Source organism: Burkholderia sp. BE17 (genome assembly GCF_009362305.1).
Lineage (GTDB): Bacteria > Pseudomonadota > Gammaproteobacteria > Burkholderiales > Burkholderiaceae > Burkholderia > Burkholderia pyrrocinia_C.
On record NZ_WHNU01000004.1, the window covers coordinates 109,282 to 135,731 of the forward strand.

The following is a 26,450-nucleotide window of genomic DNA, read 5'->3' on the forward strand; positions in this document are numbered from 1 at the left end:
GCCGCAGGCGCCTTGGTTGTCGTCCTGATCGGGAAAGCTCCCGATTCAAGTGCTAGATGCGAAACGAACCACGGCGCAACAGAGGGCGTGCGTGGTGATGGTGCAGGTGGGTCGTCGCGTTTCGGATCGTCATGCGCTGCATCATGACATACGCCGACCCTGATGAAAAGCCGGCGTCGGGATGAGTTCCGCGGACGTGCACTGCAATCCCGAGCGGTGCCGCCGAGTGCGATAGTCCGGATCTTTTGCGCCGAAAGGAATCGAAAGCTTGTAAAGAATGGCCGATACGTCTGACGAGAAACGGTATCAAACGCGGTATTCCGAATCAAATGCGCACAGGTAATTTGAACAATGCCGCTGGTTGAGTAAGATGCGCGCAAGACGTTCGACAAAAACGCACGGCGCGGGGTAGCCAGATGCAACGGAACGGATTGATTCCATCGGCATGGTTCGATGACATCTACGCTGCGGCACTGGGCGATCAACGATGGGAAGCGGTGCTGGACGGGCTGCGAACGACGCTCGGCGTGCGCATGGCCACGCTGCTGTGGTTCGACGAGGCGGCGGGGGTGCCGGCGATCGAGCTGGCGGCCGGCGACGACGCGTCATGGGTCGCCGCGTGTCACCACATCTACAACACCGAGTTCTACCGGTACGACCCGGTCGTGCCGGTCGCCGGCAACTGGCCGGCGGGCCGCTGGTTCGAGGACGTCAAGCACCTGTCCCCGCAACAGCGCACACACGGCGTGTTCTATCAGGAATTCCTGCGTCCTTACGGGCTCGGCAGCATCTCGGGCCTGTACATCCATCGCGAAGAGGGCGGCGGCGCGTTCCTCAGCGTACAGGGCGGGCTCGAATCGCAAGGTCTTTCCGACGATCAGCGCCGCACGATCGAAATCATGGGCGCGCATATCGGCCGCGCGCTGCGGATCCAGGCGCGCATCGGGGAGCTCGAAGCGCGCGTGGCCGCCGCGGAATCGGCGCTCGATGCGATTCCGGTGCCGGTGTTCCTGCTCGGCGAACAACGCGAACTGCGTTATACGAATCGCGCGGCCGATCAACTGATCGCGGCGGAACCGGCGATGCGGATCGTGAACGGGCGCTTCGCGCCGGAAGGCTGCGTCGACGATGTGCAATGGCGGCACGCGTTCGCGCGCGGCGGGTTGCTGCTGCGCCGTGCGACGGGCGAACCGTTGTCGCTCGCGCTGATGCCGATTCCCGAACAGTCGCGCCTCCTGCATGAACGGCCCGGCGTCGCGGCGCTGATGACGGCCGCCGACCTGCGTTCGCCGGCGGCCCGCGCGCAGCGGCTGCGCGTGTTCTACGGGCTGTCGTCGGCGGAAGCCGATCTCGCCGTGCTGCTGTGCTGCGACGGGCTGTCGCCGCAGGAATGCGCGGCGCTGCGCGGCGTGTCGATCGGCACGATCCGCGCGCAGATCAAATCGATCTACGCGAAGACGGATGTGGCGCGCGCGGCGCAACTGACGTCGCTGGTCATGCAGACGTAAAGGTGTGGCGAGGGCGTTTCGAGCGCCCGCGCTTGCACGGCTTCCTTCCCGAACCTTCGCAGTTCCGCCGCACACGATCGTGTGCCGGCGCGTGCTCTTGGCCGTGCGCGGGTGTGCTTGCGTCATGGTCAGACATCTTATGACTAATGCAACCGAAGCGAAAGATTGCTTTCCGGCGTCGGCAAACCAGCCACGCGGGCATCCGATTCAAACGCGGGCCCATTGCCGGAAAACGTTTCTCTGAAAATCACCAAAACAGAGAACGCGATTCCCGGACTGATGCCTAAAACCCTTAGCCGCAGCGCTTATAGGGGTATGCACCAAGTGAGTTAAACGATTAACCGACGTACATTCGCGTCAACACATCATACGACGTATGACTTTGCGGTTCAGGGGAGCGCATCGCCGACGAACGCGCATGCCGACGGATCGCCGCACAACAACGAACGACCATCAAGGAGACTCACCATGAAGCACCGATTCACCGGTTCCCGTACCGCACTGGCCGTCGCGCTGCTGGCCGGCTTCGCGATGTCCGCGCAGGCGCGCGTGTTCCGCTCGGCGGACGTGCACGGCGACAACTTCCCGACCAACATGGCGGTCAAGTTCATGGGCGACGAGCTGTCGAAGCAGACGGGCGGCAAGGATTCGATCAAGGTGTTCGGCAACAGCGCGCTCGGCTCCGAGAAGGACACCGTCGACCAGGTCCGGATCGGCGCGATCGACATGGCACGCGTGAACGGCGCGTCGTTCAACGAGATCGTGCCGGAATCGCTGATTCCGTCGTTCCCGTTCCTGTTCCGCGACGTCGATCATTTCCGCAAGGCGATGTACGGCCCGGCCGGCCAGAAGATCCTCGATGCGTTCACGGCGAAGGGGATGATCGCGCTGACCTTCTACGAGAGCGGCGCGCGCTCGATCTACGCGAAGCGCCCGGTGCGCACGCCGGCCGACATGAAGGGGCTGAAGGTGCGCGTGCAACCGTCCGACCTGATGGTCGACGAGATCAGGGCGATGGGCGGCACGCCGACGCCGATGCCGTTCGCCGAGGTGTACACGGGCCTGAAGACGGGCCTCGTCGACGCGGCGGAAAACAACCTGCCGTCGTACGAGGAAACGAAGCACTACGAAGTGGCGCCCGATTACTCGCAGACGCAGCACGCGATGACGCCGGAAGTGCTGGTGTTCTCGAAGAAGATCTGGGACACGCTGTCGCCGCAGGAGCAGGCGGCGATCAGGAAGGCGGCGGCCGATTCGGTGCCGTACTACCAGAAGCTGTGGACCGCGCGCGAGGCGTCCGCGCAGCAGTCGGTGACGAAGGGCGGCGCGAAGATCCTGCCGGCCGCGCAGATCGACCGCGCGGCGTTCGTGAAGGCGATGCAGCCGCTGTGGACGAAGTATGAAAAGACGCCGCAGATGAAGCAGATCGTCGACGAGATCGAGGCGACCAAGTGACGCGTCGCACTTCCCTGAACAGCGCGGTCGCCGCGGATTCGCCGGCCGCCGCCCCGGACGGCGCAGGAACGGCGCGGCCGCACGCCGCACCGTTCCTGCGCTGCGTGAACGACGTGCTGTTCCGCGTGCTGGCCGTGATCGCGTCGGCCTGTCTCGCGGTGCTCACGGTGCTGGTGTTCTACGCGGTCGTGATGCGCTACGTGTTCGAGAACGCGCCGGATTTCGTCGAGCCGATCGCGCTGCTGCTGGTGATCGTGATCGCGATGTTCGGCGCGGCGATGAAGGTGCGCGACGGCGGCCATATCGGCCTCGATTCGCTCGTGCGCCGGCTGCCGCCGAACGCGCGCACCGTGGTCGTCGCGATCCAGCACCTGAGCCTGATCGCGTTCGCGATCGCGATCATGGTCGGCTGCGGCAGCATGGCCGCCGAGACGATGGGCGACCGCATTCCGATCATCGGGATTCCAGAAGGCGTGCGCTACCTGATCACGATGCCCGCGGAGGTCGCGATCATCCTCTTCTCGCTCGAGCACCTGCTCGCGCTTCGTCGTTCTTCGTCGGGACAATAACGCCATGGAACTCGCGATCCTGTCCGTCAGTTTTCTGATTTTCCTCGTGCTCGGCGTGCCCGTGTCGTTCGCGCTCGGGATAGCCTGCGTGCTGACCTATATGGTCGAAGGCCTGCCGATCGCGACCGCGATGCAGGCAATGATTTCGGGGATGAACGCGTTCTCGTTCCTCGCGGTGCCGTTCTTCATTTTCTCCGGCGAACTGATGCTGCACGGCGGCATCGCGGACCGGATCCTGCGCTTCGCGCAGGCAACCGTCGGCCATTTCCGCGGCGGCCTCGGGATGGCGAACGTCGTCGCGTGCACGCTGTTCGGCGGCGTGTCGGGCTCGCCGACCGCCGATACGTCGGCGATGGGCGGCGTGGTGATCCCGCTGATGAAGCGCGAAGGCTACAGCGCCGCGTACGCGGTCAACGTGACGACGCATGCATCGCTCGCCGGCGCGTTGATGCCGACGTCGACCAACATGATCATCTACGCGTTCGCCGCGCAGGGGATCACGGGGATGCTGCACGGCCAGCCGGTGGGCGGCGTGTCGATCGGCGACCTGCTGTTCTCGGGGCTGCTGCCCGTGCTGTGGGTGATGGGCTTCGTGCTCGCGGCCGCGTACTGGCAGGCCGTGCGTCACGGCTATCCGCGCCGTGCGGACGGCTCGTCCGCGCTGCCCGCGTTTCCCGGCTGGTATGCGGTGCTGCGCAGCTTCGTCGGCGCGGTGCCCGGGCTGATGGTGATCGCGATCATCCTCGTGTGCGTCGCGAAGGGGATTGCGACCGCGACCGAAGCGGCCGCGATCGCCGTCGTGTACTCGCTCGTGCTGACCGCGATCGTCTACCGCACGCTGACGGTCGCGAAGCTGCGCCGCGCGCTGTCGCATGCGGCGCGCACGACGGGTGTCGTGCTGCTGCTGATCGCGGTGTCCAACATGCTGCGCTTCCAGATGTCGTACCTGGAGATCCCGGATGCGATCGAAGGGCTGCTGAAGCAGTCGACCGCAGCGCCTTGGCTGATGCTGCTGTACATCAACATCATCCAGGTGTTCCTCGGCACGTTCGTCGACATGGCCGCGCACATCCTGATCACGACGCCGCTGTTCCTGCCGATCGCGATGGCGTGCGGCGTCGGGCCGGTGCAGTTCGGGATCATGCTGCTGCTGAACTGCTCGCTCGGCCTCGTGCACCCGCCGATCGGCTCGGTGCAGTTCGTCGGCTGCGCGATCGGCAACGTGTCGATCGGCGAGACCACGAAGATGGCGTGGCCGTATTACCTCGCGATCTTCAGTGCGATCAACATCGTTACGTACATGCCGTTCTTTTCGACCTGGCTGCCGAGCGTGATCAGCGGGCACGCGGTGTTCTGATCGAGCGCTTCGCCTGTCTTCGCCCGTCGCGGCGCCGGACGACCGAGGTTGTCCGGCGCCGCAGTTGCATGTGTGGTTCCCTTTGCTTCATCTGAAGACGGATGAACAAGAACACGCTCCGGCGCTCCGTTGCGGCAGCCGCCTTCGGGATGGCCGCGTCGCTCGCGCACGCGGCGACTTATGCGTACGTATCGAATGGCGACAGCCGCGACATCTCCGTTTCGGCGTCGACACGTCGAACGGCGCGCTGACCGCGATCGAAACCGTGCCGGTCGGCGGCACCGTGATGCCGATGACGCGGTCGCCCGATCATCATCGCCTCTATGCGGCGCTGCGCTCGACGCGGTACCGCGTCGTCAGCTTCGCGATCAACCCGCTCGACGGACGCCTGATCGAGCTCGGGCGCGCACCGCTCGCGGACAGCATGGCTCATGTTTCGACGGATCCGTCGGGCAACTATCTGCTCGCGGCCGGGCAACTGTCGCCGACGCTTGCCGTCTATCGGATCGACCCGGGCACGGGCCGCCTCGACGAGATCGGCAAATACCCGGTCGGCAAGGGCGCGAACTGGGTGGAGATCGTCACGTACGACGGGGTGAACTGACTGGCGGCGTACGGCGCGGCGTTTTCGTCGCTGGGCGACATGCGGATCGTCACACGCACGTCCGCTACCTGTGCGATGATGCGCCGCTTTGCGTTCGTCGCAGCACGCTGCGGATCGCGGCGCCCGCTTCCGGGCCGCTGCCGATCGTGTTGACATCCGGAGACGACATGCCCGCACACACCATTCATCAGATGCTCCGAGAAACCCCGTCCTTCAGGGCGGGGAGACAAGGAGCGCCGCTGTTTGACAGCGGCATTCCAACGTTAAAATGACCGGCATGATCCTTGTCTATCGCTACCGGGTGAAGTCGCTCAACGGACTCTTGAACAAACAGAGCCGGGCGGTGAACTACGTCTGGAACTTCTGCAACGACACGCAGAAGCACGCGCTCAAGTGGAGCAAGAAGTGGCCGACGGGGTTCGCCTGAACGTGCTGACGACCGGCAGCAGCAAGGAACTCGGCGTCCACTCCGGCACGGTCAATGCAACGTGCGAGCAATACGCGAAGTCGCGCAGCCAGCACCGTCGCCCGTACCTGCGCTATCGCGGCAGGAAGTCGCTGGGCTGGGTGCCGCTGAAGGGCCGCGACCTGAAGCGCGAGGGCGACGCATTCCGCTTCGCCGGCCACACCTTCCGCGTGTTCAGCAGTCGCCCGCTGCCCGACGGCAAGATCAAGGACGGCACCAACTTCGCGCAGGATGCGCGCGGCAACTGGTTCCTGAATATCGTGATCGAGATACCCGATGTTCAGGCGCGCCCGATCCGCTCTGGTGTCGGCATCGATCTCGGCCTGAAAGACTTCGTCACACTTTCGACCGGCGAGAAGCTGCCCAGCGACCGATGCGGTCGACGTGCGGCTGAAAAGCTGGCGAAGGCGCAGCGGGCACGAAAGCACAAGCGGCATATCGCGAAGCTGCACGCCAAGGTGGCGAATGCCCGCGCCGATTTCCAGCACAAGCTCGCGCTCGATCTGGTGCGGCGGTTCGACTACATCGCGGTCGGCAATGTGTCGGCCGCCAAGCTCGCCAGAACCAGGATGGCGAAAAGCGTCTACGACGCGTCCTGGTCGTCCTTCCGAAATAGGCTCCGTTACAAAGCGATCGCGCACGGAGCCACGTTCGAGGAAGTCGACGAAAGCGGTTCTACCCAGTCCTGTTCGGCGTGCGGGTCGAAAGCCAGCACGACGCGGCCGAAAGGTATCGCGGGACTGAGAATAAGGGAGTGGAAGTGCAGCAACTGTGGTGTCGAGCATGATCGCGATATCAACGCTGCATTGAACATTCTCCGATGCGGACGTGCATCGCCAGGTGTGGGAATCACCTCCCATTTAGGGAGGCGAGGACGTCAAGGCAGTACCCTGCATTACCAGGATCGCGGCACCGGATTTAGCTATCTGTGGGACGCGGCGATGTGGGCGCCGCAGATCGACGCGCTGTCGCGCAAGTATCGCGTGATCGTGCCGGACCTGTGGGGGCATGGCGCATCCGGCGCATTGCCTGAAGGCACGCAGACGCTCGACGATCTCGCCGCGCACGCGAGCGCGCTGCTCGACGCGCTGGAGATCGAACGATGTGCGGTCGTCGGCCTCAGCGTCGGCGGCATGTGGGGCGCGCGGCTCGCGTTGCGCGAACCGCAGCGCGTGCGCTCGCTCGTGCTGATGGATGCGTCGCTGGAAGCCGAGCCCGACGCGACGCGCCTGCGCTATTTCGGCATGCTCGATGCGATCGCCGCCGCGGGCCGCATCGCGCCGCCGCTGCTCGACGCGATCGTGCCGCTGTTCTTCCGGCCGGACGTGAATCTGGCGGACCCGGTGCCGACCGCGTTTCGCGACGCGCTGGCGAACCTGCCCGCCGACCGGCTGCGGCAATCGATCGTCCCGCTCGGCCGGTTGATCTTCGGCCGGCCCGACACGCTGTCGGCGCTGGCGGGGCTGGACGCCGAACGCACGCTGCTGATGTGCGGCGCGGGCGACATGGCGCGCCCGCCGTCGGAAACCGTGAAGATGGCGGGCGTGATCGGTTGCGCGCATGCGCTGGTGCCGGACGCCGGCCACATCTCGAACCTGGAAAATCCCGCGTTCGTCACGCGCGCGCTGCTCGACTGGTTCGACGGGCAACGGTTGCCGTCGAACTGAAGCACGCGTGGGCGACGCCGGCGGCACCTACCGCGCGGCGTCGCGCCCTGGCGAAGCGCGTCACGCGCGCTCGCCGACCGGCGTGAACTTCCTGCCCTGCGCGCTGGCTTCTTCGGCACCGCGGCGAACCAGGGCCAGCGCTTCCGCACGGGGCTCGACACGCACGGCCCGGACCCCGGCAGCGGCTGGCGCGCGGTCTCGCGCAGCGCGAGCACCGACACGATGCCGATGAACGACGCGCCCATCAGGTAGTACGCGGGCATTATCAGGTCGCCGGTGCGATCGACCAGCCATGCGGTGACGAGCGGCGTCGTGCCACCGAACAGCGACACCGACACGTTGAAGCCGATCGCGAGCGCGCCGTAGCGGATCCGCGTCGGGAACAGTGCCGGCAGCGCCGACGGCATCACGCCCGTGAACGTCGACAGCAACGTGCCGTAGATCAGCATCCCGCCGAACACGGGCAGCATGCCGCCGGTGCGGATCAGCATCAGCGCCGGCACCGACAGCACGAGCAGGCCCACGCAGCCGGCCATCATCACCGGCTTGCGGCCGACCTTGTCCGACAGGTGCCCCGCGTACAGCGTCATCGGCATCATCAGCACCATCACGAGCAGCACCATGAACAGGCTGTGCGATTCGCGCAAGTGCAGCGTTGCCGACAGGTAGCTCGGCAGGTACGACAGCGCCATGTAGTCGGTCACGTTGAAGATCAGCACGAGGCCGACGCATTGCAGCAGCGGCTTCCATTGTTCGACGAGCAGCGTCGCGAAGCCTTGCTTCGGCCGCGCGCGCTCGTCCGCCTCGCGTGCTTCGGTTTCCTTCGTGAACGCCGGCGTTTCCTCGAGCTTCAGCCGGACGTAGAGGCCCACGAGGCCGAGCGGTCCCGCGATGAAGATCAGCAGCGCGAGCACGACGAACGTATAGGGCCTGCGCAATGCCAGCCGGACGATCCACATGATGTTTTCCTCGAAGCAGGGCAGGGGCGCCGCATGCGATGCGACGAGCGCGCAGTCTGACGATGCCGCGTTGACCCGGCCCTGACTCGAAGATTACGAAGCTGTTATCTGCGTGCGGCGCCGCAGATTTCAGAATTGTCATTCGGCGGTCAGCGTCGCGCCGGCCGCGATCACCAGAATGAACGTGTCAGGCGGCGAATCGCATCCGCGGTCCCGCCGGCGGCGCATCGACGATGCGTCTTCATCGAACCGTTCTGGGGAGTTTCATCATGAATCGCAGACTGATCGCAGCCGCCGCGCTGCTCGCACTCGCAATCGGCACGCCGGTCGCCGCTTTCGCACAGACTTCGTCGGGCCCGACCCGCGCCGACGTGATCGCCGATCTGGTGCAGGCGCAGCGCGACGGCACCGTGCCCACGTCGAACTGGGACTATCCGCCGAGCACGCGGACGATCGCGCGCAATCGCGAGCTGTATGCGATCGCGCACGGCGAGCAAGGCACCGTAACCGCGTCGGCGTCCGTGCCGACCGTCAGCGCGCAGTAAGCCGGGAGTCGGGCGATGAAGTTCCTTTCCCGACTGGCGATCGCCGCGCTGCTCGCGGCGGCGGTCGCGCCGGCGTTTGCGCGCGGGATGCCGCAACTGCCCGATGACGACGGCGGGCGCGCCAGTGTGTTGCGCGAGTTGAACCCGACGCGGGTGAATGGTGATGCGCGGGGGCATGCTGCCGGCGTCGCGTCTAATTCGAACGGCGAGACTGACAGGAAGGCGGTGGTCCGCCGGAACTGAGTTTTGTCGAGCGCCGAGGCGACGGCCGTCATGGTTCCCGATTTCGGGGCGACGCGTCGTCCGCCGCTGCCTGTGTCGTCAACCCTTGCGCAGCCGACGCATTGCCCGAATGCGCGGGCCTTCACACCTTCACGCCTTCGAAACGACTCGGCTGGCCCGACGCCGGCACCACGCCAGGCACCTCCGCACGCTTAGGTGTTTATACGTATGCCGATTCCGATATCGCCTCAATCCAAGATTTCATTGGAAGGTTATCGGACTTGTTCCTAGACTGATCCGGGGCATGCATACCGGGCCGGGCCGGCCGGACACGCTGCCCGGCACAGCCCTGAACCGCGCGCGCCAAGCAGAAACAGAACAGCGCCGCGGCATACAACGACATCATCGGAGACGGACCATGACATTCATCAGGAAGCTGGCGGCCGGTGCGATCGTCGCCGCGGCGACGGTACTGGCGCCCGGCGCATTCGCGCAGCAAAAGCCGATCACGCTCGGGTTCTCGCAGGTCGGCGCGGAAAGCGCGTGGCGCACCGCGAACACCGTGTCGGTGAAGGGCGCGGCGAAGGACGCCGGCATCAACCTGAAATTCTCGGACGCGCAGCAGAAGCAGGAGAACCAGATCCGCGCGATCCGTTCGTTCATCGCGCAGAAGGTCGACGTGATCGCGTTCTCGCCGGTCGTCGAATCGGGCTGGGAGCCGGTGCTGACCGAGGCGAAGGCCGCGCACATCCCGGTGATCCTGACCGACCGCGGGATCGACGTGAAGGATCCGTCGCTGTACGTGACGATGATCGGCTCGGACTTCCTCGAGGAAGGGCGGCGCGCCGGCCACTGGATGGAAGAGCGCTACAAGAACGACGCGGGCCCGATCAACATCGTCGAGCTGCAGGGCACGGTCGGCTCGGCGCCGGCCAACGATCGCCGCGCGGGCCTGCTCGAAGTGATCAAAAGCAATCCGAAGTTCAAGGTGATCGCATCGCAGAGCGGCGACTTCACGCTCGCCGGCGGCAAGCAGGTGATGGAAGCGTTCGCGAAGACCTACGGCAAGCAGATCAACGTCGTCTACGCGCACAACGACGACATGGCGCTCGGCGCGATCCAGGCGATGGAAGAGGCCGGGATCAAGCCCGGCAAGGACGTGGCCGTCGTGTCGTTCGATGCGACGAAGGGCGGCTTCCAGGCGATGATCGCCGGCAAGATCAACGTCGACGTCGAATGCAGCCCGCTGCTCGGCCCGCAGCTGATGAGCGCGGTGAAGGACGTCGCTGCCGGCAAGTCGCTGCCCAAGCGCATCGTGACGAACGAGACGGTGTTCCCGATGAGCGTCGCGGCGCAGGTGTTGCCGACCCGCAAATACTGACATGGTGCGCGCGGACGGCGGCGTGACATGCCGTCGTCCGGCAACCGCTTCGAGGGAGGGTTCATGACGAGTCCGCCGGTGGTCGAGATGATCGGCATCGACAAGTCGTTTCCGGGCGTCAGCGCGCTGCAGCGCGTGAACTTCCGGCTGTTTCCGGGCGAGATCCACGCGCTGATGGGCCAGAACGGCGCGGGCAAGTCGACGCTGATCAACGTGCTTACCGGCGTGCATGCGCACGACGCGGGCGAGATTCGCGTCGGCGGCGAGCCCGTGCGCTTCGCCGCGCCGCGCGAAGCCGAGGCGGCCGGGATCCAGACGCTTTACCAGGAAGTGAACCTGTGCGCGAACCTGTCGGTCGCCGAGAACATCTTCGCGGGCCGGCAGCCGATGCGGCGCGGCGCGATCGACTGGAACACGATCCATGCGCGCTCGCGCGCCGCGCTGGCCGAACTCGACCTGTCGCTCGACGTCACGCGCTCGCTCGACGCGTATCCGATCGCCGTGCAGCAGATGGTCGCGATCGCGCGTGCCGTGTCGGTCGATGCGCGCGTGCTGATTCTCGACGAGCCGACGTCGAGCCTCGACGACGGCGAGGTCGCGCGGCTGTTCGACGTGCTGCGCCGGCTGAAGGCGTCGGGCATCGCGATCCTGTTCGTCACGCATTTCCTTGAGCAGACCTATGCGGTGTCCGACCGGATCACCGTGATGCGCAACGGCGAGCGCGAGGGCGAGTATCTGGCGCGCGACCTGCCGGTCGACGTGCTGGTCGCGAAGATGACCGGCCGCGAACGGATGTCCGACACGCTGCAGGCGGGCGCCGCCTCGGTCGAGCGCGCGGCCGGCGCGGCCGCGCCGTTCCTGTCGATGCAGCAGGTCGGCCGGCGCGGGATGATGAGCCCGCTCGATCTCGACGTGCGGCCCGGCGAAATCGTCGGGCTGGCCGGGCTGCTCGGCTCGGGGCGCACCGAAACCGCGCAGCTCGCGTTCGCGGCGGAGCGCACCGACACCGGCGCGATCGAGATCGACGGCACACGCAAGCGGCTGGCTTCGCCGCACGATGCGGTCCGGCACGGGATCGCGTATTGCCCGGAAGACCGCAAGAAGGAGGGCATCGTCGCCGCGCTGTCGATCCGCGAGAACATCATCCTTGCGCTGCAGGCGCGGCGCGGCTGGTGGCGGCTGATCGGGCGCGCGCGCCAGCGCGAGATCGCCGACACGTATATCGCGCGGCTCGGCATCAAGGCGCGCGACGCGGAGCAGCCGATCGGGCTGCTGTCGGGCGGCAACCAGCAGAAGGTGCTGCTCGCGCGCTGGCTCGCGACGGACCCGAAGCTGCTGATCCTCGACGAGCCGACGCGCGGCATCGACGTCGCCGCGAAATTCGACATCATGGAGCGCGTGCTCGCGCTGTGCGCGACCGGACTCGCGATCCTGTTCATCTCGTCGGAGATCGGCGAAGTGGTGCGCGTGAGCCACCGGATCGCGGTGCTGCGCGACCGGCGCAAGGTCGCCGAACTGAGCGGCGCCGACGCGTCCGAGGAGCAGGTTTACCGGCTGATCGCGGGAGGCCAGTCATGATGCGTGTGCGCACGCTGTTTCGTCATCCGCTTGCGTGGCCGGTGCTGACGCTTGCGCTGCTGTTCGCGCTCGACGTCGCGCATCGTCCGGGCTTCCTGTCGATCGCGCTGCTCGACGGCCACCTGTTCGGCGCGCCGATCGACATCCTGAACCGTGCGGCGCCGCTCGTGATCGTGTCGCTCGGCATGACGCTGGTGATCGCGACGCGCGGGATCGACATCTCCGTCGGCGCGATCGTCGCGATCGCCGGTGCGGCCGCGGCGATCGTGCTCGAGGCCGATCCGTCGCGGGTCGGCACGGCGCTGGCCGCCGCGCTCGGCGTCGGGTTGCTCGCGGGCGCGTGGAACGGCCTGCTCGTCGCGTTCGTCGGGATGCAGCCGATCATCGCGACGCTGATCCTGATGGTGGCCGGCCGCGGCGTCGCGCAACTGCTGACGGGCGGCCAGATCATTCCGATCGGCGTACCCGGCTACCTCGCGCTCGGCGGCGGTTATCTGGCGACGGTGCCGTGCTCGGTGTGGATCGCGATCGCGACGATCGCCGCGACCGCGCTGCTGGTGAACCGCACGGCGCTCGGGCTGTTCATCCGCGCGATCGGCGTGAACCCGGTCGCCACGCGGCTCGTCGGGCTGCGCTCGGGCGCGGTCGTGTTCGGCGTGTATCTGTGTTCCGGCGTGATGTCGGCGGTCGCGGGCATCCTCGCGAGTTCCAACGTGCGCAGCGCCGACGGCAACAACGCGGGGCTGCTGCTCGAGCTCGACGCGATCCTCGCGGTGACGCTCGGCGGCACGTCGCTGCTCGGCGGCCGCTTCAGCCTGGCCGGCTCGGTGCTCGGCGCGCTGATCATCCAGACGCTGACCTACACGACTTATTCGATCGGCGTGCCGCCGGAGGCGACGCTGGTCGTCAAGGCGGTCGTCGTGATCGTCGTGACGCTGATCCAGTCGGACGCGGCGCGCGCGCTCGTGGTCCGGCACGCGTCGCGGCTGATGCCTTCCGCGCGTTCGCGCGCCACCTCTGGAGCCACGCCCCGATGACCCGATTCCTTGGCCGGCTCGCCGACCCGCGCACGCTGCCGATCGTCGTGACGATCGTGCTGTTCGCCGCGCTGTTCGGCTTCGGATCCGTGATGTACACGGGATTTTTCTCGATGCAGGTATTGACCGGCTTGCTCGTCGACAACGCGTTTCTGCTGATCGTCGCGATCGGCATGACGTTCGTGATCGTGTCGGGCGGCATCGACCTGTCGGTCGGCTCGGTCGTTGCGCTGACAACGATCGTCTGCGCGGTAGGCGCCGAGCGGCTGCACTGGCCCGTGTGGGTGATCGTGCCGCTGGTGCTCGCGTTCGGCGCGCTGTACGGCGCGGCAATGGGTGCGCTGATCCACTATTTCCGGCTGCAGCCGTTCATCGTCACGCTGGCCGGGATGTTTCTCGCGCGTGGCGCGTGCTTCCTGATCACGACGCAGTCGATCACGATCAACGAGCCGACGTTCCATGCGATCGCGGGCATCAGCGTGCCGGTCGGCGGCGGCACGCTGAGCGCGGGCGCGCTGATCGCGCTCGCGACGCTGGCCGTCGCGATCTACGTCGCGCATTTCACGCGGTTCGGCCGCAACGTATATGCGATCGGCGGCAACGAGCGTTCGGCGCTGCTGATGGGGCTGCCGGTCGCGCGCACGAAAATCGGCGTCTATGCACTAAGCGGGCTGTGTTCGTCACTCGGCGGCGTGGTGTTCACGCTGTACGTGCTGTCGGGCTACGGGCTGCAGGCGCAGGGGATGGAGCTCGACGCGATCGCCGCGACCGTGATCGGCGGCACGCTGCTCACGGGCGGCGTGGGCTACGTGATCGGCTCGGTGTTCGGCGTCGGCATCCTCGGCACGATCCAGGTGCTGATCACGTTCGACGGCACGTTGAGCTCGTGGTGGACGCGGATCGTGATCGGCGCGCTGCTGTGCGTGTTCTGCGTGCTGCAGCGGGTCATCGAGCGGCACGCAACGCGGCGGCGCACGGGCGGCACGGGGCTCGGCGCGCAGCAGCCGAAGCGCGACACCGCGCACGCGCGGCCGGCCGAGCCCGGCGAGGACGCGGCGCTGGTGTCGACGATGCGGCGCGTGTAGTGCGTGTAGTGGAGCGCACGACGCGCGCCGCGCCGTGACGGGCAGCGGGGCAGCGGCACGTACGACGTACGTGGCCGATGCCTGGCCGCCGGTGCTTGTTGTCGAAGGTGGCCGGCGCGCGCGTTACGCGCGAACGGCTACCCGGTACAGGGTCGTTTGACGATAGACGGCGCCCGGATGAAGGATGACGTCGTCGCGCAGGTCGGCCATGTTGACCTGGTCCGGAAAGCCGCCGGCTTCGACGCACAGCGCGGCGTGTTGCGCGCACCGCGTGCCACCCCTCACGCGCAAGCCGTCCAGATAGTTGCCGGTATAAAGCTGGAGGCCGCGCTGATCGGTCGACACGATCAATTCGCGGCCGCTTTCGGGATCGTAGATGCCGGCGACGGGCCTGACCGTGCGCGCGCCGTCGCGCAGCGCGAAGCAGTGATCGAAACCACGCGCCCTTGCAAGCTGCGCATGCGGCCAGTCGAGGCGCGCGCCGAGCGGCGCGCTATGCCGGAAATCGAAAGCGGTGCCGGTCACGTCGGCGGTGCCGGTCGGGATCAGCGCATCGTCGACTTCGAGGAACGCGTCGGCATCGATGCTCAGCACGTGGCCGCGCACGTCGCTGCCCGCGCGGCCGCTGAGGTTGAAATAGCTGTGATTCGTGAGGTTGAGCGGCGTGGGCGCGTCGGTGACGCCGGTGTAGTCGATCGTCAGCGTGCCGTCGTCGTCGAGCGCGTAGCGAACCTGCACGCTCACGTTGCCCGGAAAACCCGCGTCGCCTTCCGGCGAATCGAGCCGCAGCGTCAGCCCGCCGCAGTCGTCGACGACTTCCCAGCGCTGCCGGTGAAAGCCGCTCGCGCCGCCGTGCAGCAGATTGCCGTTCTCGTTGCGATCGAGCAGGTAGTCGACCCCGTCGAGCGTGAAGCGCGCGCCGGCGATCCGGTTCGCCCAGCGGCCGACCGTCGCGCCGAGGTACGCGCCCGATTCGACGTACTCGGCTGGCGTGTCGTGCGCGAGCACGATATCGGCGAAGCGTCCGGTGCGGTCGGGCGCGAGCCACGACACGACGGTCGCGCCGAGGTCGCTGACGACGACGCGCATGCCGTGCGTGTTGCGCAGCGTATAGCGCCGCACCGTGTCGCCGTCGGGCAGCGTGCCCCACGGCTCGGAAGGCACGCGTGCGACGCCGGGTGTCAGATGGGAGGAATCGGTATCGATGTGCATAGGATGATTCGATATGAACGGCGGGCTTCAGTGCGCGGCGATCGCGCGTTCCTGGTATTCGCGCGGCGTGCAGCCCAGCTCGCGCCGGAACACCGCGTACATGTACTGGAGCGACGTGAACCCGCAGCGGATCGCGACCTCGGCGCTCGACGCCTGCCGGCCGGCGAGCAGCGCCTGCGCCGCTTCGAGCTTGTGGCGCAGGATTTCCTGGTGCACGGTGCGCTGCAGTTCGCGCCGGAAGTGCTCTTCGAGCAGCGAGCGCGACACGCCGACGTAGTCGGCGACCTGCTCGGTCTTGATGCCCTGGCACGCATACTGGCGAATGAAGTGGCGGGCGCGCATCACATGCGGGCTCGCGAGCGGCTGGTGGCGGGTCGATTCGAGCACGTTGATCCCGACGGGCGGCACGAGAATCCGCCGGTCCGGAAAACGTGCGCCGCGCAGCATCTGGTGCAGCAGGTGCGCGGCCGTGCGGCCCATTTCCTCGGTGCCCTGGATGACGGACGACAGCGGAATGCGCGTGAGCGTGCGCGTGAGCGGGTCGTTGTCGATGCCGATGATCGCGACCTGTTCGGGCACCGCGAGGCCCGCGATCAGGCACGCCTGCAGCAGGTGCCGCGCGCGTGCGTCGGTCACCGCGATCACGCCGACGGGCTTCGGCAGTGCGTGCAGCCAGCCGATCAATTGCTCGATCGCGTGGTTCCAGCCCGACGCGCTCGTCGACAGCCCGCGGTAGATCGGCGCGTCGACGCCGTCCGCGCGCGCGAGGCCGTCGAACGCGAGCTCGCGCTGCTGCGCCCAGCGGTTCTGCTGCGCGACGGGCAGGCTGTACATCGCGAAGTGCGGCAGCCCGGCGCCGATCAGGTGCGTGTACGCGAGCGACACGAGTTTCGCGTTGTCGGTCGCGATATACGGCACGCCGTCCGGATACTGCGCCGGATCTTCGTACGACGAACCGAGCGCGACGATCGGCAGCGGCGAGCCGGCGAGCGCATCGGCGACGGCCGGATCGTCGAAATCCGCAATGATGCCGTCGCCGTCGAAGCGCTCGATGCCGGCGAGCCGGCAGCGGAAATCGTCTTCGAGGAACAGGTCCCATACCACGCGCGTCGAGCGCAGGTACTGGCCGATGCCGCTGATGATCTCGCGGTCGTAGACCTTGTTGGCGTTGAACAGCAGCGCGATGCGGTGCGGCGTCTGGGTGGAAGGGGCGCGGTTCATCTCGGTCTCGAAGCGCGCGCCGTACGGGGCGTCGCGCCGTTGTCTCCGGGCGCGCGGGCCGGGCCGCGCGGCTGTCTGGTTTGCCTGCTGTCCGGCGATTGTAGGACGGAACGCGTGCCGTGCGCAGCGCGCTGGCAAGAAACGTTAAGCGTGCTGCGCAATTTCGCAATTGCGGGCGACGGGGCGCGCGGGCACGATCCAGCCAGATCGAATTCGGCCCGCACGCCAACGCGATGCGCGCCGCACTGCAACAAGAAACCGGACGGAGACGCCATGTCGTATTTCGAACATATTCCCGCGATTCGCTACGAAGGTCCGCAGTCGGACAACCCGCTTGCATACCGCTATTACGACCGCACGAAGCTGGTGCTCGGCAAGACGCTCGAGGAGCACCTGCGGATCGCGGTGTGCTACTGGCACACGTTCGTGTGGCCGGGCCACGACATCTTCGGCCAGGGTGCGTTCCAGCGGCCATGGCAGCAGCCGGGCGACCCGCTCGAGCGCGCGCGCCAGAAGGCGGATGCGGCGTTCGAGTTCTTCACGAAGCTCGGCACGCCGTTCTATACGTTCCACGACACCGACGTATCGCCGGAGGGCGACAGCCTCAACGAGTACGTCGAGAACTTCGCGCGGATGACCGACTACCTGGGCGAGCGCCAGCAGGCGACGGGCGTCCGGCTGCTGTGGGGCACCGCGAACCTGTTCTCGCATCCGCGCTTCGCGGCGGGCGCGGCGACCAACCCGAACCCCGACGTGTTCGCGTGGGCGGCCACCCAGGTGCGCCATGCGCTCGACGCGACGCATCGGCTCGGCGGCGAGAACTACGTGCTGTGGGGCGGCCGCGAAGGGTACGAGACGCTGCTCAATACCGATCTCGTGCGCGAGCGCGAGCAGTTCGCCCGCTTCCTGTCGATGGTCGTCGAGCACAAGCACCGGATCGGCTTCAAAGGGGCGTTGCTGATCGAGCCCAAGCCGCAGGAGCCGACGAAGCACCAGTACGACTACGATGTCGCGACGGTGCACGGTTTCCTCACGCAGTACGGATTGCAGAACGAAATCCGCGTGAATATCGAGGCGAACCATGCGACGCTCGCCGGCCATTCGTTCCATCACGAGATCGCGAACGCGTTCGCGCTCGGCGTGTTCGGCAGCGTCGACGCGAATCGCGGCGATGCGCAGAACGGCTGGGACACCGACCAGTTTCCGAACAGCGTCGAGGAACTGACGCTCGCGTTCTACGAGATCCTGCGCCACGGCGGCTTTACCACCGGCGGCATGAACTTCGACGCGAAGGTGCGGCGCCAGAGCGTCGATCCGGAAGACCTGTTCTACGGCCATGTCGGCGCGATCGACGTGCTCGCGCTCGCGCTCGAGCGCGCGGCCGTGCTGGTCGGCAACGACCGGCTCGACTCACTCCGCCGCCAGCGCTACGCGCAGTGGGACAGCGCTTTCGGTCGCGAGATCCTGTCAGGTGCCTACACGCTGGAGTCGCTCGCCGCCGACGCGCTCGCGCGCGGCGTGAACCCGCGGCATGCGAGCGGCGCGCAGGAACGGCTCGAGAACATCGTGAACCAGGCGATCTACGGGCTGCGCTGACGCCATGTATATCGGACTCGATCTTGGCACGTCGGGCGTGAAGGCCGTGCTGCTCGACCGCGACGGTGCGGTGCGGGCCAGCGCGAGCCGGCCGCTGTCGGTGAGCCGGCCGCGGCCGCGCTGGTCGGAACAGGCGCCGCTCGACTGGTGGGATGCGGCATGCGGCGCGCTGGCGGCGCTCGTCGCCGACGCGCGTGCGGCCGGCATCGATCCGCACGACATCGGCGCGCTCGGCCTGACCGGGCAGATGCACGGCGCGACGCTGCTCGATGCGCACGGCGACGTGCTGCGCCCCGCGATCCTGTGGAACGACGGCCGCGCGGATGCCGAATGCGCGGAGCTCGAGCGGCTCGCGCCCGTGCTGCGCGCCGTCGCCGGCAACCTCGCGATGCCGGGCTTTACCGCACCGAAGCTGCTGTGGGTGCGCCGTCACGAGCCGGATGTGTTCGCGCGGATCGCACACGTGCTGTTGCCGAAGGATTATCTGCGCTACCGGCTGACCGGCGTGTTCGCGACCGATCCGTCGGATGCGGCCGGCACGCTGTGGCTCGATGTCGCGAAGCGCGATTACGACGACACGCTGCTTGCCGCATGCGGGCTGTCGCGCGAACAGATGCCCGCCGTGTTCGAGGGCAACCGCATCACCGGCACGCTGCTGCCGGCCATCGCACGCACGCTGGGGCTGCGCGAGATCCCGGTCGTGGCGGGCGGCGGCGACAACGCGGCCGGCGCGGTGGGCGTCGGCATCGTGCGGCCCGGCGATGCGCTGCTGTCGCTCGGCACGTCGGGTGTTTATTTCGCGGTGTCGGACGGTTTTCGCGCGAATCCGGAATCGGCGGTTCACAGCTTCTGTCATGCATTGCCGCATACCTGGCACCTGATGTCGGTGATGCTGAATGCGGCCGGCTGCATCGATTTCACCGCGCAGCTGGCCGGCTACGACGGCGTGGCCGCGCTGCTCGCCGACGCCGAGGCGAACGCGCGCGCGGAGCGCCCGTGGTTCCTGCCTTATCTGAGCGGCGAGCGCACGCCGCACAACGACGTGAATGCGAAGGGCGTGTTCTACGGGCTGATGCCCGACACGCAGCGCGCGGATCTCGCGAACGCGACGCTCGAGGGCGTCGGCTTCGCGCTGCTCGACGGGATCGACGCGCTGCATGCGGCCGGGCTCGCGCCCGACGGCATCACGGTGATCGGCGGCGGCTCGCGCAGCGCGTACTGGACGCAGATGCTCGCCGACCTGAGCGGCCGCGCGCTGACGTTGCGCGCGGGCGGCGAAGTCGGCCCGGCGCTCGGCGCCGCGCGGCTCGCGCATCTCGCGCTCGAACCGGATGCACCGCTCGACGCGGTGTGCCCGCAGCCGCCGGTGGTGGCCGTGCGCGAGCCCGACATGGCGCGCCACGCGTGGTATCGCGACGCGCGGCGGCCGACGTTTCGCGCGCTGTATCGCGCACTCGAACCGGTGTTTTCGGCAGGCGCGGGTCATACCGCATAACGCCGTGCCGTGTGGTGGCCAGACAAAGGGCGGCACGTTTCGGCGGCCGCCCGGCGTTCGTGGGGTTGTCCAATAAAGAGGAGTGGAGACATGAAATCCGTAACGCGTCGTACCGTATTGAGTGCGCTGGCAGGCGCCGCCACGTTGGCGGCTCTCACGCTTGGCGCGCCGCTCGCGCATGCGAGCAAGGACAAGCCGGAAATCGGCTTCTGCATCGACGACCTGCGCGTCGAGCGCTGGTCGCGCGACCGCGACTATTTCGTGGCCGCCGCCACGCAGCTCGGTGCGAAGGTGTCCGTGCAGTCCGCGGACGCGAGCGAGGCGCGGCAGATCTCGCAGATCGAGAACCTGATCTCGCGCGGCGTGGACGTGATCGTGATCGTGCCGTTCAATTCGAAGACGCTCGGCAACGTCGTCGCCGAAGCGCGCAAGGCGGGCATCAAGGTGGTGTCGTACGACCGGCTGATTCTCGACGCCGACGTCGATGCGTACATCTCGTTCGACAACCAGAAGGTGGGCGAGCTGCAAGCGCAGGGTGTCTACGACGCGAAGCCGAAGGGCAACTATTTCCTGCTCGGCGGCGCGCCGACCGACAACAACGCGAAGATGCTGCGCGAAGGACAGCTGAAGGTGCTGAAGCCGGCGATCGATCGCGGCGACATCAAGGTGGTCGGCCAACAGTGGGTGCCCGAGTGGAGCGCGTCGACCGCGCTGCGGATCGTCGAGGATGCGCTGACCGCGAACAACAACAAGATCGACGCGATCGTCGCGTCGAACGACGGCACCGCGGGCGGCGCGATCCAGGCGCTCGCCGCGCAGCATCTGGCCGGCAAGGTGCCGGTGTCCGGGCAGGATGCGGACCTCGCGGCGGTCAAGCGCGTGATCGCAGGCACGCAGACGATGACCGTCTACAAGCCGCTCAAGCTGATTGCGAGCGAAGCGGCGAAGCTCGCGGTGGATCTGGCGAAGGGCACGAAACCCGCGTTCAACTCGCAGTACGACAACGGCAAGAAGAAGGTCGACACGGTGCTGCTGCAGCCGACGCTGTTGACCAAGCGCAACGTCGACATCGTCGTGAAGGACGGCTTCTATACCCAGGCGCAGCTGGCGAGCCAGTAACGGCGCGGCGCGCGGACGGCCCACCGGTGCGTCCGCGCGCATACTGCGAGGCATGAGCGAATGACCGAACCCTTGCTGACGATGCGCGGCATCGTCAAGGATTTCGACGGAGTAAAGGCGCTCGACGGCATCGACCTGACGGTGAGGCCGGGCGAGTGCGTGGGGCTGTGCGGCGAGAACGGCGCGGGCAAATCGACGCTGATGAAGGTGCTGTCGGGTGTCTATCCGCACGGCACGTGGGACGGCGAGATCCGCTGGGAAGGCGCGCCGCTCGTCGCGTCCGGCGTGCGCGACACCGAGCGCGCGGGCATCGTGATCATCCATCAGGAACTGATGCTCGTGCCCGAGCTGTCGGTGGCCGAGAACATCTTCCTCGGCAACGAGATCACGCTGCCGGGCGGCCGCATGCACTACGCGGCGATGGTCCAGCGTGCCGAGGAGCTGCTGCACGAGCTGCGGATCGACTCGATCAACGTCGCGCAGCCGGTGATGAACTATGGCGGCGGCCACCAGCAACTGATCGAGATCGCGAAGGCGCTGAACAAGCGCGCGAAACTGCTGATCCTCGACGAGCCTTCGTCGTCGCTGAGCGCTTCCGAAACGCGCATCCTGCTCGACATCGTGCGCGACCTGAAGCGCCGCGGCGTCGCGTGCGTGTATATCTCGCACAAGCTCGACGAGGTCGAAGCGGTGTGCGACACGGTGACCGTGATTCGCGACGGCCGCCATGTCGCGACCGAGCCGATGCGCGCGCTGACCACCGACCGGATCATCGCGATGATGGTCGGCCGCGAGATCCGCGACCTGTATCCGCGCGAGCCGCACGAGATCGGCGACGTCGTGCTGGAAGCGCGCCACGTGACCTGCCGCGACGTGACGAACACGCGCCGCAAGCGGGTCGACGACGTATCGTTCAGCGTGCGGCGCGGCGAGATCCTCGGCGTCGCCGGGCTCGTCGGCGCGGGCCGCACCGAGCTGATGCAGGCGATCTTCGGCGCGTATCCGGGCCCGTGCACGGCGACCGTGCTGATGAACGGCCGGCCGCTCACGATCCGCTCGCCTGCCGACGCGATTCGCGCCGGCATCGCGATGGTGCCCGAGGATCGCAAGCGCCACGGCATCGTGCCGCAGCTCGGCGTCGGCCACAACATCACGCTGGCGGTGCTGCGGCGCTTCGCGACGCGTGGGCGGATCGACGCGGCCGCGGAGCTGGACGCGATCCGCACCGAGATGCAGCGGCTGTCGGTGCGCGCCGCGCACCCGTTCCTGCCGATCTCGAGCCTGTCCGGCGGCAACCAGCAGAAGGCCGTGCTCGCCAAGATGCTGCTGGCCGAGCCGCAAGTGCTGATTCTCGACGAGCCGACGCGCGGCGTCGACGTGGGCGCGAAGGCCGAGATCTACCGGCTCGTGTTCGCCCTCGCGAAGCGCGGCGTCGCGCTGATCGTCGTGTCGTCGGAAATGCCCGAGGTGCTCGGGCTCGCCGACCGCGTGCTGGTGATCGGCGAAGGCGAGCTGCGCGGCGATTTCGTCAACGACGGCCTCACGCAGGAACAGATCCTCGGCGCCGCACTGAAGCCCGCGCGGCGTCCGACCGAACCCACCGTATCGAGTGCGACATGAATTCCGAACTTTCTTCCTCTACTCCGGCGGCGCCGGACGCCGACGCGCGCGGCCGTTCAACCGGCCGTCCAACTGGCCGTCCGCTTCGCCAGGTCTTCGTGCGCTACAAGATCCTCGCGCTGCTGTTCGCGGTCGTCGCGATCTGGGCGTTTTTCTCGGTGCTGACCGACGGCGCGTTCGTCACGCCGCGCAACGTGTCGAACTTGCTGCGGCAGATGTCGATCACCGGCATGCTCGCGTGCGGGATGGTGTTCGTGATCATCGCGGGCGAGATCGACCTGTCGGTCGGTTCGCTGCTCGGGCTGCTCGGCGGCGTCGCGGCGATCCTCGACGTGAACCGCCACTGGCCGGTCGCCGCGACGGTGCCGGCCGTGCTCGCGCTCGGCGTGCTGATCGGGCTCTTCAACGGCTGGTGGTCGACCTACCGGCGCGTGCCGTCGTTCATCGTCGGGCTGGGCGGGATGCTCGCGTTTCGCGGGATCCTGCTCGGCGTGACGGGCGGCTCGACGGTCGCGCCGGTGTCGGATGGCATCGTGTTCCTCGGGCAGGGCTATCTGCCGCGCGTGGCCGGCGACGGCCTCGCGCTGCTGCTGTTCGCGCTCGTCGTGCTGCTGGTCGTGCGGCAGCGCGGCACGCGGCGCCGCTACCGGCTCGCGGTCGCGCCGCTGTGGCAGGACGTCGTGAAGATCGCGGGCGCGGGCGCGGTGCTGCTCGCGTTCGTCGCGACGCTCGATCGCTACGGCGGCATTCCGGTGCCGGTGCTGCTGCTGCTCGCGCTGCTCGGCATCTTCTCGTGGATCGCGACGCAGACCGTGTTCGGCCGGCGCATCTACGCGGTCGGCTCGAATCTCGAGGCGACGCGGCTGTCGGGCGTCGATACCGATCGCGTGAAACTCGCGATCTTCGCGCTGATGGGGCTGATGTGCGCGTTCGCCGGCATCGTGAACACCGCGCGGCTCGCGGCCGGCTCGCCGTCCGCGGGCTCGATGGGCGAACTCGACGCGATTGCCGCGTGCTTCATCGGCGGCACGTCGATGCGCGGCGGCTCGGGCACCGTGTATGGCGCGCTGATCGGCGCGCTCGTGATGGCGAGCCTCGACAACGGCATGTCGATGCTGGACGTCGACGCGTACTGGCAGATGATCGTCAAGGGCGCGGTGCTGGTGCTGGCGGTGTGGATCGACGTGGTGTCGCGCTCGAACCGGCGGTGACGCGGCGCTCGGCCGCCGGTCAACGAGAGGACGACATGAAACGGAACCCGGTTCCCATGCCCGGTATCTCGGCGCTGGCGGCCGCGCCGCTCGCGAAGCCGGACGTCGAACACGACCACGCGCCGGTGCTCGGCCTGCGCGATCCGCGCGACCGCCGTGTCATCGCGGACGCGCTGCGCTCGCTGCTGCGCGATCGTTCCGAAGCGCTCGCGTTCGCGATGCGCATCGCGGACGAGCGCAACCAGCCGCGGCCCGACGCGAACGATTTCGCGCTGACCGACATCATTCGGCTGGCGCGTGTCGTCGAGCGCGCGGAGCGATGCGGCGACGCGATGCGCGCGGTCGCGCCTGTCGCGGCGCGCTGACGCGCGAGAGGTGCGGCGGAGGCGCCGTCCGTGCGGCGTGTGATTCGGTTGCTCGCGCCGGTCCGCACGCGTTGTTGTCCGATCAATCCCGTGAGTCCAGCACATCCAGTGCTACGTGTCGCGCAACAGCGGCCACGGCATTCTGTACGGTACTTCGTCCACCTGATCGATCGTCGCGCCATCGCGGCTGCAGCGGGCCTCTGCACGATACGTGTCGAGGCCCGCTGCGATGTCCGCGGAGCGCGCTCTCGATCGTCCGCGTCGTCCGCATCGGCCGCACGCATCCGCTGCGGACGGCAGTCCGCACGCATGACCCGCTCGCGCCGTTGGCGCATTTCAAATCCAAGGGTTAACCCATATTCGACATTATTTATGGCGACGTATAGTGCAGCCATAGATACAAATATCCACTATTACATAATGCTTTCGATTGAGGCGCGACGGTAACCCGCGAGCTCCTGCATGCGAATCCGGCATGCGTGCGCTTCGCCGGCGGTTTCTGTCGCCTCGCGAAAAAGGGCAATGCACGAACATGGACGCATATACGCCTTCGCTGCACCCGCAGTTTCCCGCCACGGCCGAGGAAGAGGCCTACGCGTACGTGCTCTACCGCATCCGGATGGGCACGTACAAGGCGGGCGATCGCCTGATTCCCGAGGACATCGCGGCCGAAATCAATACGAGCCGGATGCCGGTGCGCGAAGCGTTCCGCCGGCTCGCGAGCGAAGGGCTGGTCGTGATCCGGCCGAATCGCGGCGCGGTCGTGCGCGGGCTCGACGTGAACGAGATGGAGGTGGTGTTCGGCATGCGCGGCGTGCTCGAAGGGCTTGCCGCACGCATGGCGTTGCCGAAGATCACGTCGGAACACATCGACGAACTGACGCGGCTGATCGATGCGATGGAGCGCGCGGAACCGGACGGCCAGCAATGGGTGACCGCGCATCGCAGCTTTCACGAGTACCTGTGCCAGCTGTGCGGGCGCCAGCGCCTGATCACGCAGATCGCCGGGCTGCACACGGTGGTGGAGCCGCACATGCGTCTCTGGCTGGAACTGGCCTACAAGCCGAGGACGTCGCGCGACGACCACATGGCGCTGATCAGCGCCATCCGGGCCGGCGATCCGGCGGCGCTCGAGGCGGCGGTGCGCGAGCACATCGAAGCAACCGTGCCTGCGTTGCGCGACTGGATGACGGCCGATAGCTGACCAACGAGCGAAAGGTGCGGCGATGCCACTCCGCGCCGATAAATAAGGTGTCCGTAGGATGTTTCATATGAGCATTGCGCAATACGAACGCGTAGTCATTTTCAACGGGATCTGTACTGGGGTATCGATATGAAACGAGGCTTGACGAAGTTCCTGCTGCTCATCGCCGTCGCACTGGCGGCCGCGCAAGTTCACGCGAAGGCGTGGAAGGACATCCGGATCGGCTACGAAGGCGCGTATCCGCCGTTTTCGTCGATGCAGCCGGACGGCACGCCGGTGGGCTTCGACATCGACATCATTCATGCGCTGTGCGCGCAGATGCACGCCAACTGCACGCTGGTGCAGGTCGGCTGGGACGGCCTGATTCCCGCGCTGATGGCGGACAAGGTCGACGCGATCGTCGCATCGATGGCGATCACGGCCGAGCGCAAGCAGAAGGTGGCGTTCACCGACAAGTACTACAACACGCCGCGCCGGCTGGTCGTCGCGAAGAACAGCCCGATCAAGGATGCGACGCCGGCGGAGCTCAAGGGCAAGCGGCTCGGCGTTCAGCGCGGCACGCTGGCGGACAAGTACGCGAGCGCGTACTGGGTGCAGAACGGCGTGCAGCTGGTGCGTTATCCGACCCAGGACGAGGTGTATCTCGACCTGCGTTCGGGGCGCATCGATGCCGCGCTGCAGGACGCGACCTCCGCATATTCCGCGTTCCTGACGAAACCGGAAGGCGCCAATTTCAAGTTCGTCGGCGCCCCCGTCGTCGGCGCGACGCCGGAAGAGAAAACGCTGCTCGGCGAGGGTTACGGCATTCCCGTGCGCAAGACCGACGACGATCTTCGGCAGCAACTGAACCAGGCGATCACGGCGATTCGCGCCAACGGCGTGTATCAGGCCATCGAGAAGAAGTACTTCGACTTCGACATCTATTGATCGGGTCGGCGCCGGCGTGCGCGAGCGCCGCCGGCTTCTCCGATGCA

General features: G+C 67.3%; 22 protein-coding genes and 2 pseudogenes. 21 read left to right on the forward strand and 3 right to left on the reverse strand.

Annotation, left to right across the window (positions count from 1 at the left end; translation table 11 throughout):
- The first annotated feature begins 416 nt into the window (after positions 1–416).
- From GD429_RS05875 to GD429_RS05905, 7 genes and pseudogenes are all read left to right on the forward strand, one after another.
- Positions 417–1,508 (forward strand): helix-turn-helix transcriptional regulator, encoded by a 1,092-nt coding sequence (locus tag GD429_RS05875; protein ID WP_152856082.1) that lies wholly within the window; start codon positions 417–419, stop codon positions 1,506–1,508.
- 468 nt (positions 1,509–1,976) lie between these two features.
- Positions 1,977–2,963 (forward strand): TRAP transporter substrate-binding protein, encoded by a 987-nt coding sequence (locus GD429_RS05880; protein WP_152856083.1) that lies wholly within the window; start codon positions 1,977–1,979, stop codon positions 2,961–2,963.
- The gene (locus GD429_RS05885; protein ID WP_321574424.1) at positions 2,960–3,532 is read left to right on the forward strand and encodes a TRAP transporter small permease; all 573 of its coding nucleotides are present in this window, start codon (positions 2,960–2,962) and stop codon (positions 3,530–3,532) included. The genes GD429_RS05880 and GD429_RS05885 overlap by 4 nt, the downstream gene beginning before the upstream one ends.
- Before the next feature lie 4 nt (positions 3,533–3,536).
- Positions 3,537–4,889: a TRAP transporter large permease gene (locus tag GD429_RS05890; RefSeq protein WP_152856084.1), complete on the forward strand. Its 1,353-nt coding sequence runs from the start codon at positions 3,537–3,539 to the stop codon at positions 4,887–4,889.
- A gap of 265 nt (positions 4,890–5,154) precedes the next feature.
- The gene (locus GD429_RS41800) at positions 5,155–5,493 is read left to right on the forward strand and encodes a beta-propeller fold lactonase family protein (RefSeq protein WP_321574425.1); all 339 of its coding nucleotides are present in this window, start codon (positions 5,155–5,157) and stop codon (positions 5,491–5,493) included.
- A 277-nt stretch (positions 5,494–5,770) separates the two neighbouring features.
- Positions 5,771–6,813, forward strand: a pseudogene (locus tag GD429_RS05900) (RNA-guided endonuclease InsQ/TnpB family protein); the annotation flags it as partial.
- Positions 6,808–7,626, forward strand: a complete 819-nt coding sequence (locus GD429_RS05905) for an alpha/beta fold hydrolase (protein WP_415748927.1) — start codon at positions 6,808–6,810, stop codon at positions 7,624–7,626. The pseudogene GD429_RS05900 and the gene GD429_RS05905, both read left to right, overlap by 6 nt.
- 60 nt (positions 7,627–7,686) lie before the next feature.
- Here GD429_RS05905 and GD429_RS05910 read toward each other — a convergent pair.
- Positions 7,687–8,522: pseudogene (locus GD429_RS05910) on the reverse strand (MFS transporter); the annotation flags it as partial.
- A 332-nt stretch (positions 8,523–8,854) separates the two neighbouring features.
- On the opposite strand from GD429_RS05910, the gene GD429_RS05915 reads away from it, so the two are divergent.
- From GD429_RS05915 to yjfF, 6 genes are all read left to right on the forward strand, one after another.
- Complete coding sequence (locus GD429_RS05915; RefSeq protein ID WP_152856085.1) at positions 8,855–9,130, forward strand: DUF4148 domain-containing protein; 276 nt, start codon at positions 8,855–8,857, stop codon at positions 9,128–9,130.
- A 15-nt stretch (positions 9,131–9,145) separates the two neighbouring features.
- The gene (locus GD429_RS05920) at positions 9,146–9,373 is read left to right on the forward strand and encodes a hypothetical protein (protein ID WP_152856086.1); all 228 of its coding nucleotides are present in this window, start codon (positions 9,146–9,148) and stop codon (positions 9,371–9,373) included.
- Positions 9,374–9,770: 397 nt separating this feature from the next.
- Complete coding sequence (locus GD429_RS05925; protein ID WP_152856087.1) at positions 9,771–10,733, forward strand: ABC transporter substrate-binding protein; 963 nt, start codon at positions 9,771–9,773, stop codon at positions 10,731–10,733.
- A gap of 63 nt (positions 10,734–10,796) precedes the next feature.
- Positions 10,797–12,311, forward strand: coding sequence for a sugar ABC transporter ATP-binding protein (locus GD429_RS05930; protein WP_152856088.1), 1,515 nt, complete (start codon positions 10,797–10,799; stop codon positions 12,309–12,311).
- Positions 12,308–13,348: an ABC transporter permease gene (locus tag GD429_RS05935; RefSeq protein ID WP_152856089.1), complete on the forward strand. Its 1,041-nt coding sequence runs from the start codon at positions 12,308–12,310 to the stop codon at positions 13,346–13,348. Before GD429_RS05930 ends, GD429_RS05935 begins: the two co-directional genes overlap by 4 nt.
- The gene (yjfF, locus tag GD429_RS05940; protein WP_152856090.1) at positions 13,345–14,433 is read left to right on the forward strand and encodes a galactofuranose ABC transporter, permease protein YjfF; all 1,089 of its coding nucleotides are present in this window, start codon (positions 13,345–13,347) and stop codon (positions 14,431–14,433) included. Before GD429_RS05935 ends, yjfF begins: the two co-directional genes overlap by 4 nt.
- 123 nt (positions 14,434–14,556) lie before the next feature.
- Here the strand turns inward: yjfF and GD429_RS05945 are convergent, their stop codons facing one another.
- Entirely contained in the window at positions 14,557–15,645 is a 1,089-nt protein-coding gene (locus tag GD429_RS05945) for an aldose epimerase family protein (RefSeq protein WP_034182437.1), read from the reverse strand.
- Positions 15,646–15,672: 27 nt separating this feature from the next.
- Positions 15,673–16,866 (reverse strand): XylR family transcriptional regulator, encoded by a 1,194-nt coding sequence (locus GD429_RS05950; protein ID WP_034182436.1) that lies wholly within the window; start codon positions 16,864–16,866, stop codon positions 15,673–15,675.
- Between the two features lie 273 nt (positions 16,867–17,139).
- Between GD429_RS05950 and xylA the strand changes: the two genes are divergently transcribed.
- From xylA to GD429_RS05995, 8 genes are all read left to right on the forward strand, one after another.
- On the forward strand, positions 17,140–18,462 hold the full coding sequence (xylA, locus tag GD429_RS05960) for a xylose isomerase (protein ID WP_152856091.1): 1,323 nt from the start codon (positions 17,140–17,142) through the stop codon (positions 18,460–18,462).
- 4 nt (positions 18,463–18,466) lie between these two features.
- On the forward strand, positions 18,467–19,957 hold the full coding sequence (xylB, locus tag GD429_RS05965) for a xylulokinase (RefSeq protein WP_152856092.1): 1,491 nt from the start codon (positions 18,467–18,469) through the stop codon (positions 19,955–19,957).
- A gap of 90 nt (positions 19,958–20,047) precedes the next feature.
- Entirely contained in the window at positions 20,048–21,076 is a 1,029-nt protein-coding gene (xylF, locus tag GD429_RS05970; RefSeq protein ID WP_152856093.1) for a D-xylose ABC transporter substrate-binding protein, read from the forward strand.
- Positions 21,077–21,136: 60 nt separating this feature from the next.
- Positions 21,137–22,696: a D-xylose ABC transporter ATP-binding protein gene (gene xylG / locus GD429_RS05975; protein WP_152856094.1), complete on the forward strand. Its 1,560-nt coding sequence runs from the start codon at positions 21,137–21,139 to the stop codon at positions 22,694–22,696.
- Complete coding sequence (locus GD429_RS05980; RefSeq protein WP_152856095.1) at positions 22,693–23,907, forward strand: sugar ABC transporter permease; 1,215 nt, start codon at positions 22,693–22,695, stop codon at positions 23,905–23,907. The genes xylG and GD429_RS05980 overlap by 4 nt, the downstream gene beginning before the upstream one ends.
- Before the next feature lie 35 nt (positions 23,908–23,942).
- Positions 23,943–24,272 carry a hypothetical protein gene (locus tag GD429_RS05985; protein WP_193727062.1) on the forward strand — a complete coding sequence of 110 codons (330 nt, stop codon included), beginning with the start codon at positions 23,943–23,945 and terminating at the stop codon, positions 24,270–24,272.
- 532 nt (positions 24,273–24,804) lie between these two features.
- A complete protein-coding gene (locus tag GD429_RS05990) occupies positions 24,805–25,476 on the forward strand; it encodes a GntR family transcriptional regulator (protein WP_152856096.1) in 672 nt (223 codons plus the stop codon).
- Between the two features lie 129 nt (positions 25,477–25,605).
- Entirely contained in the window at positions 25,606–26,403 is a 798-nt protein-coding gene (locus tag GD429_RS05995; protein ID WP_152856097.1) for an ABC transporter substrate-binding protein, read from the forward strand.
- Positions 26,404–26,450 lie beyond the last annotated feature (47 nt).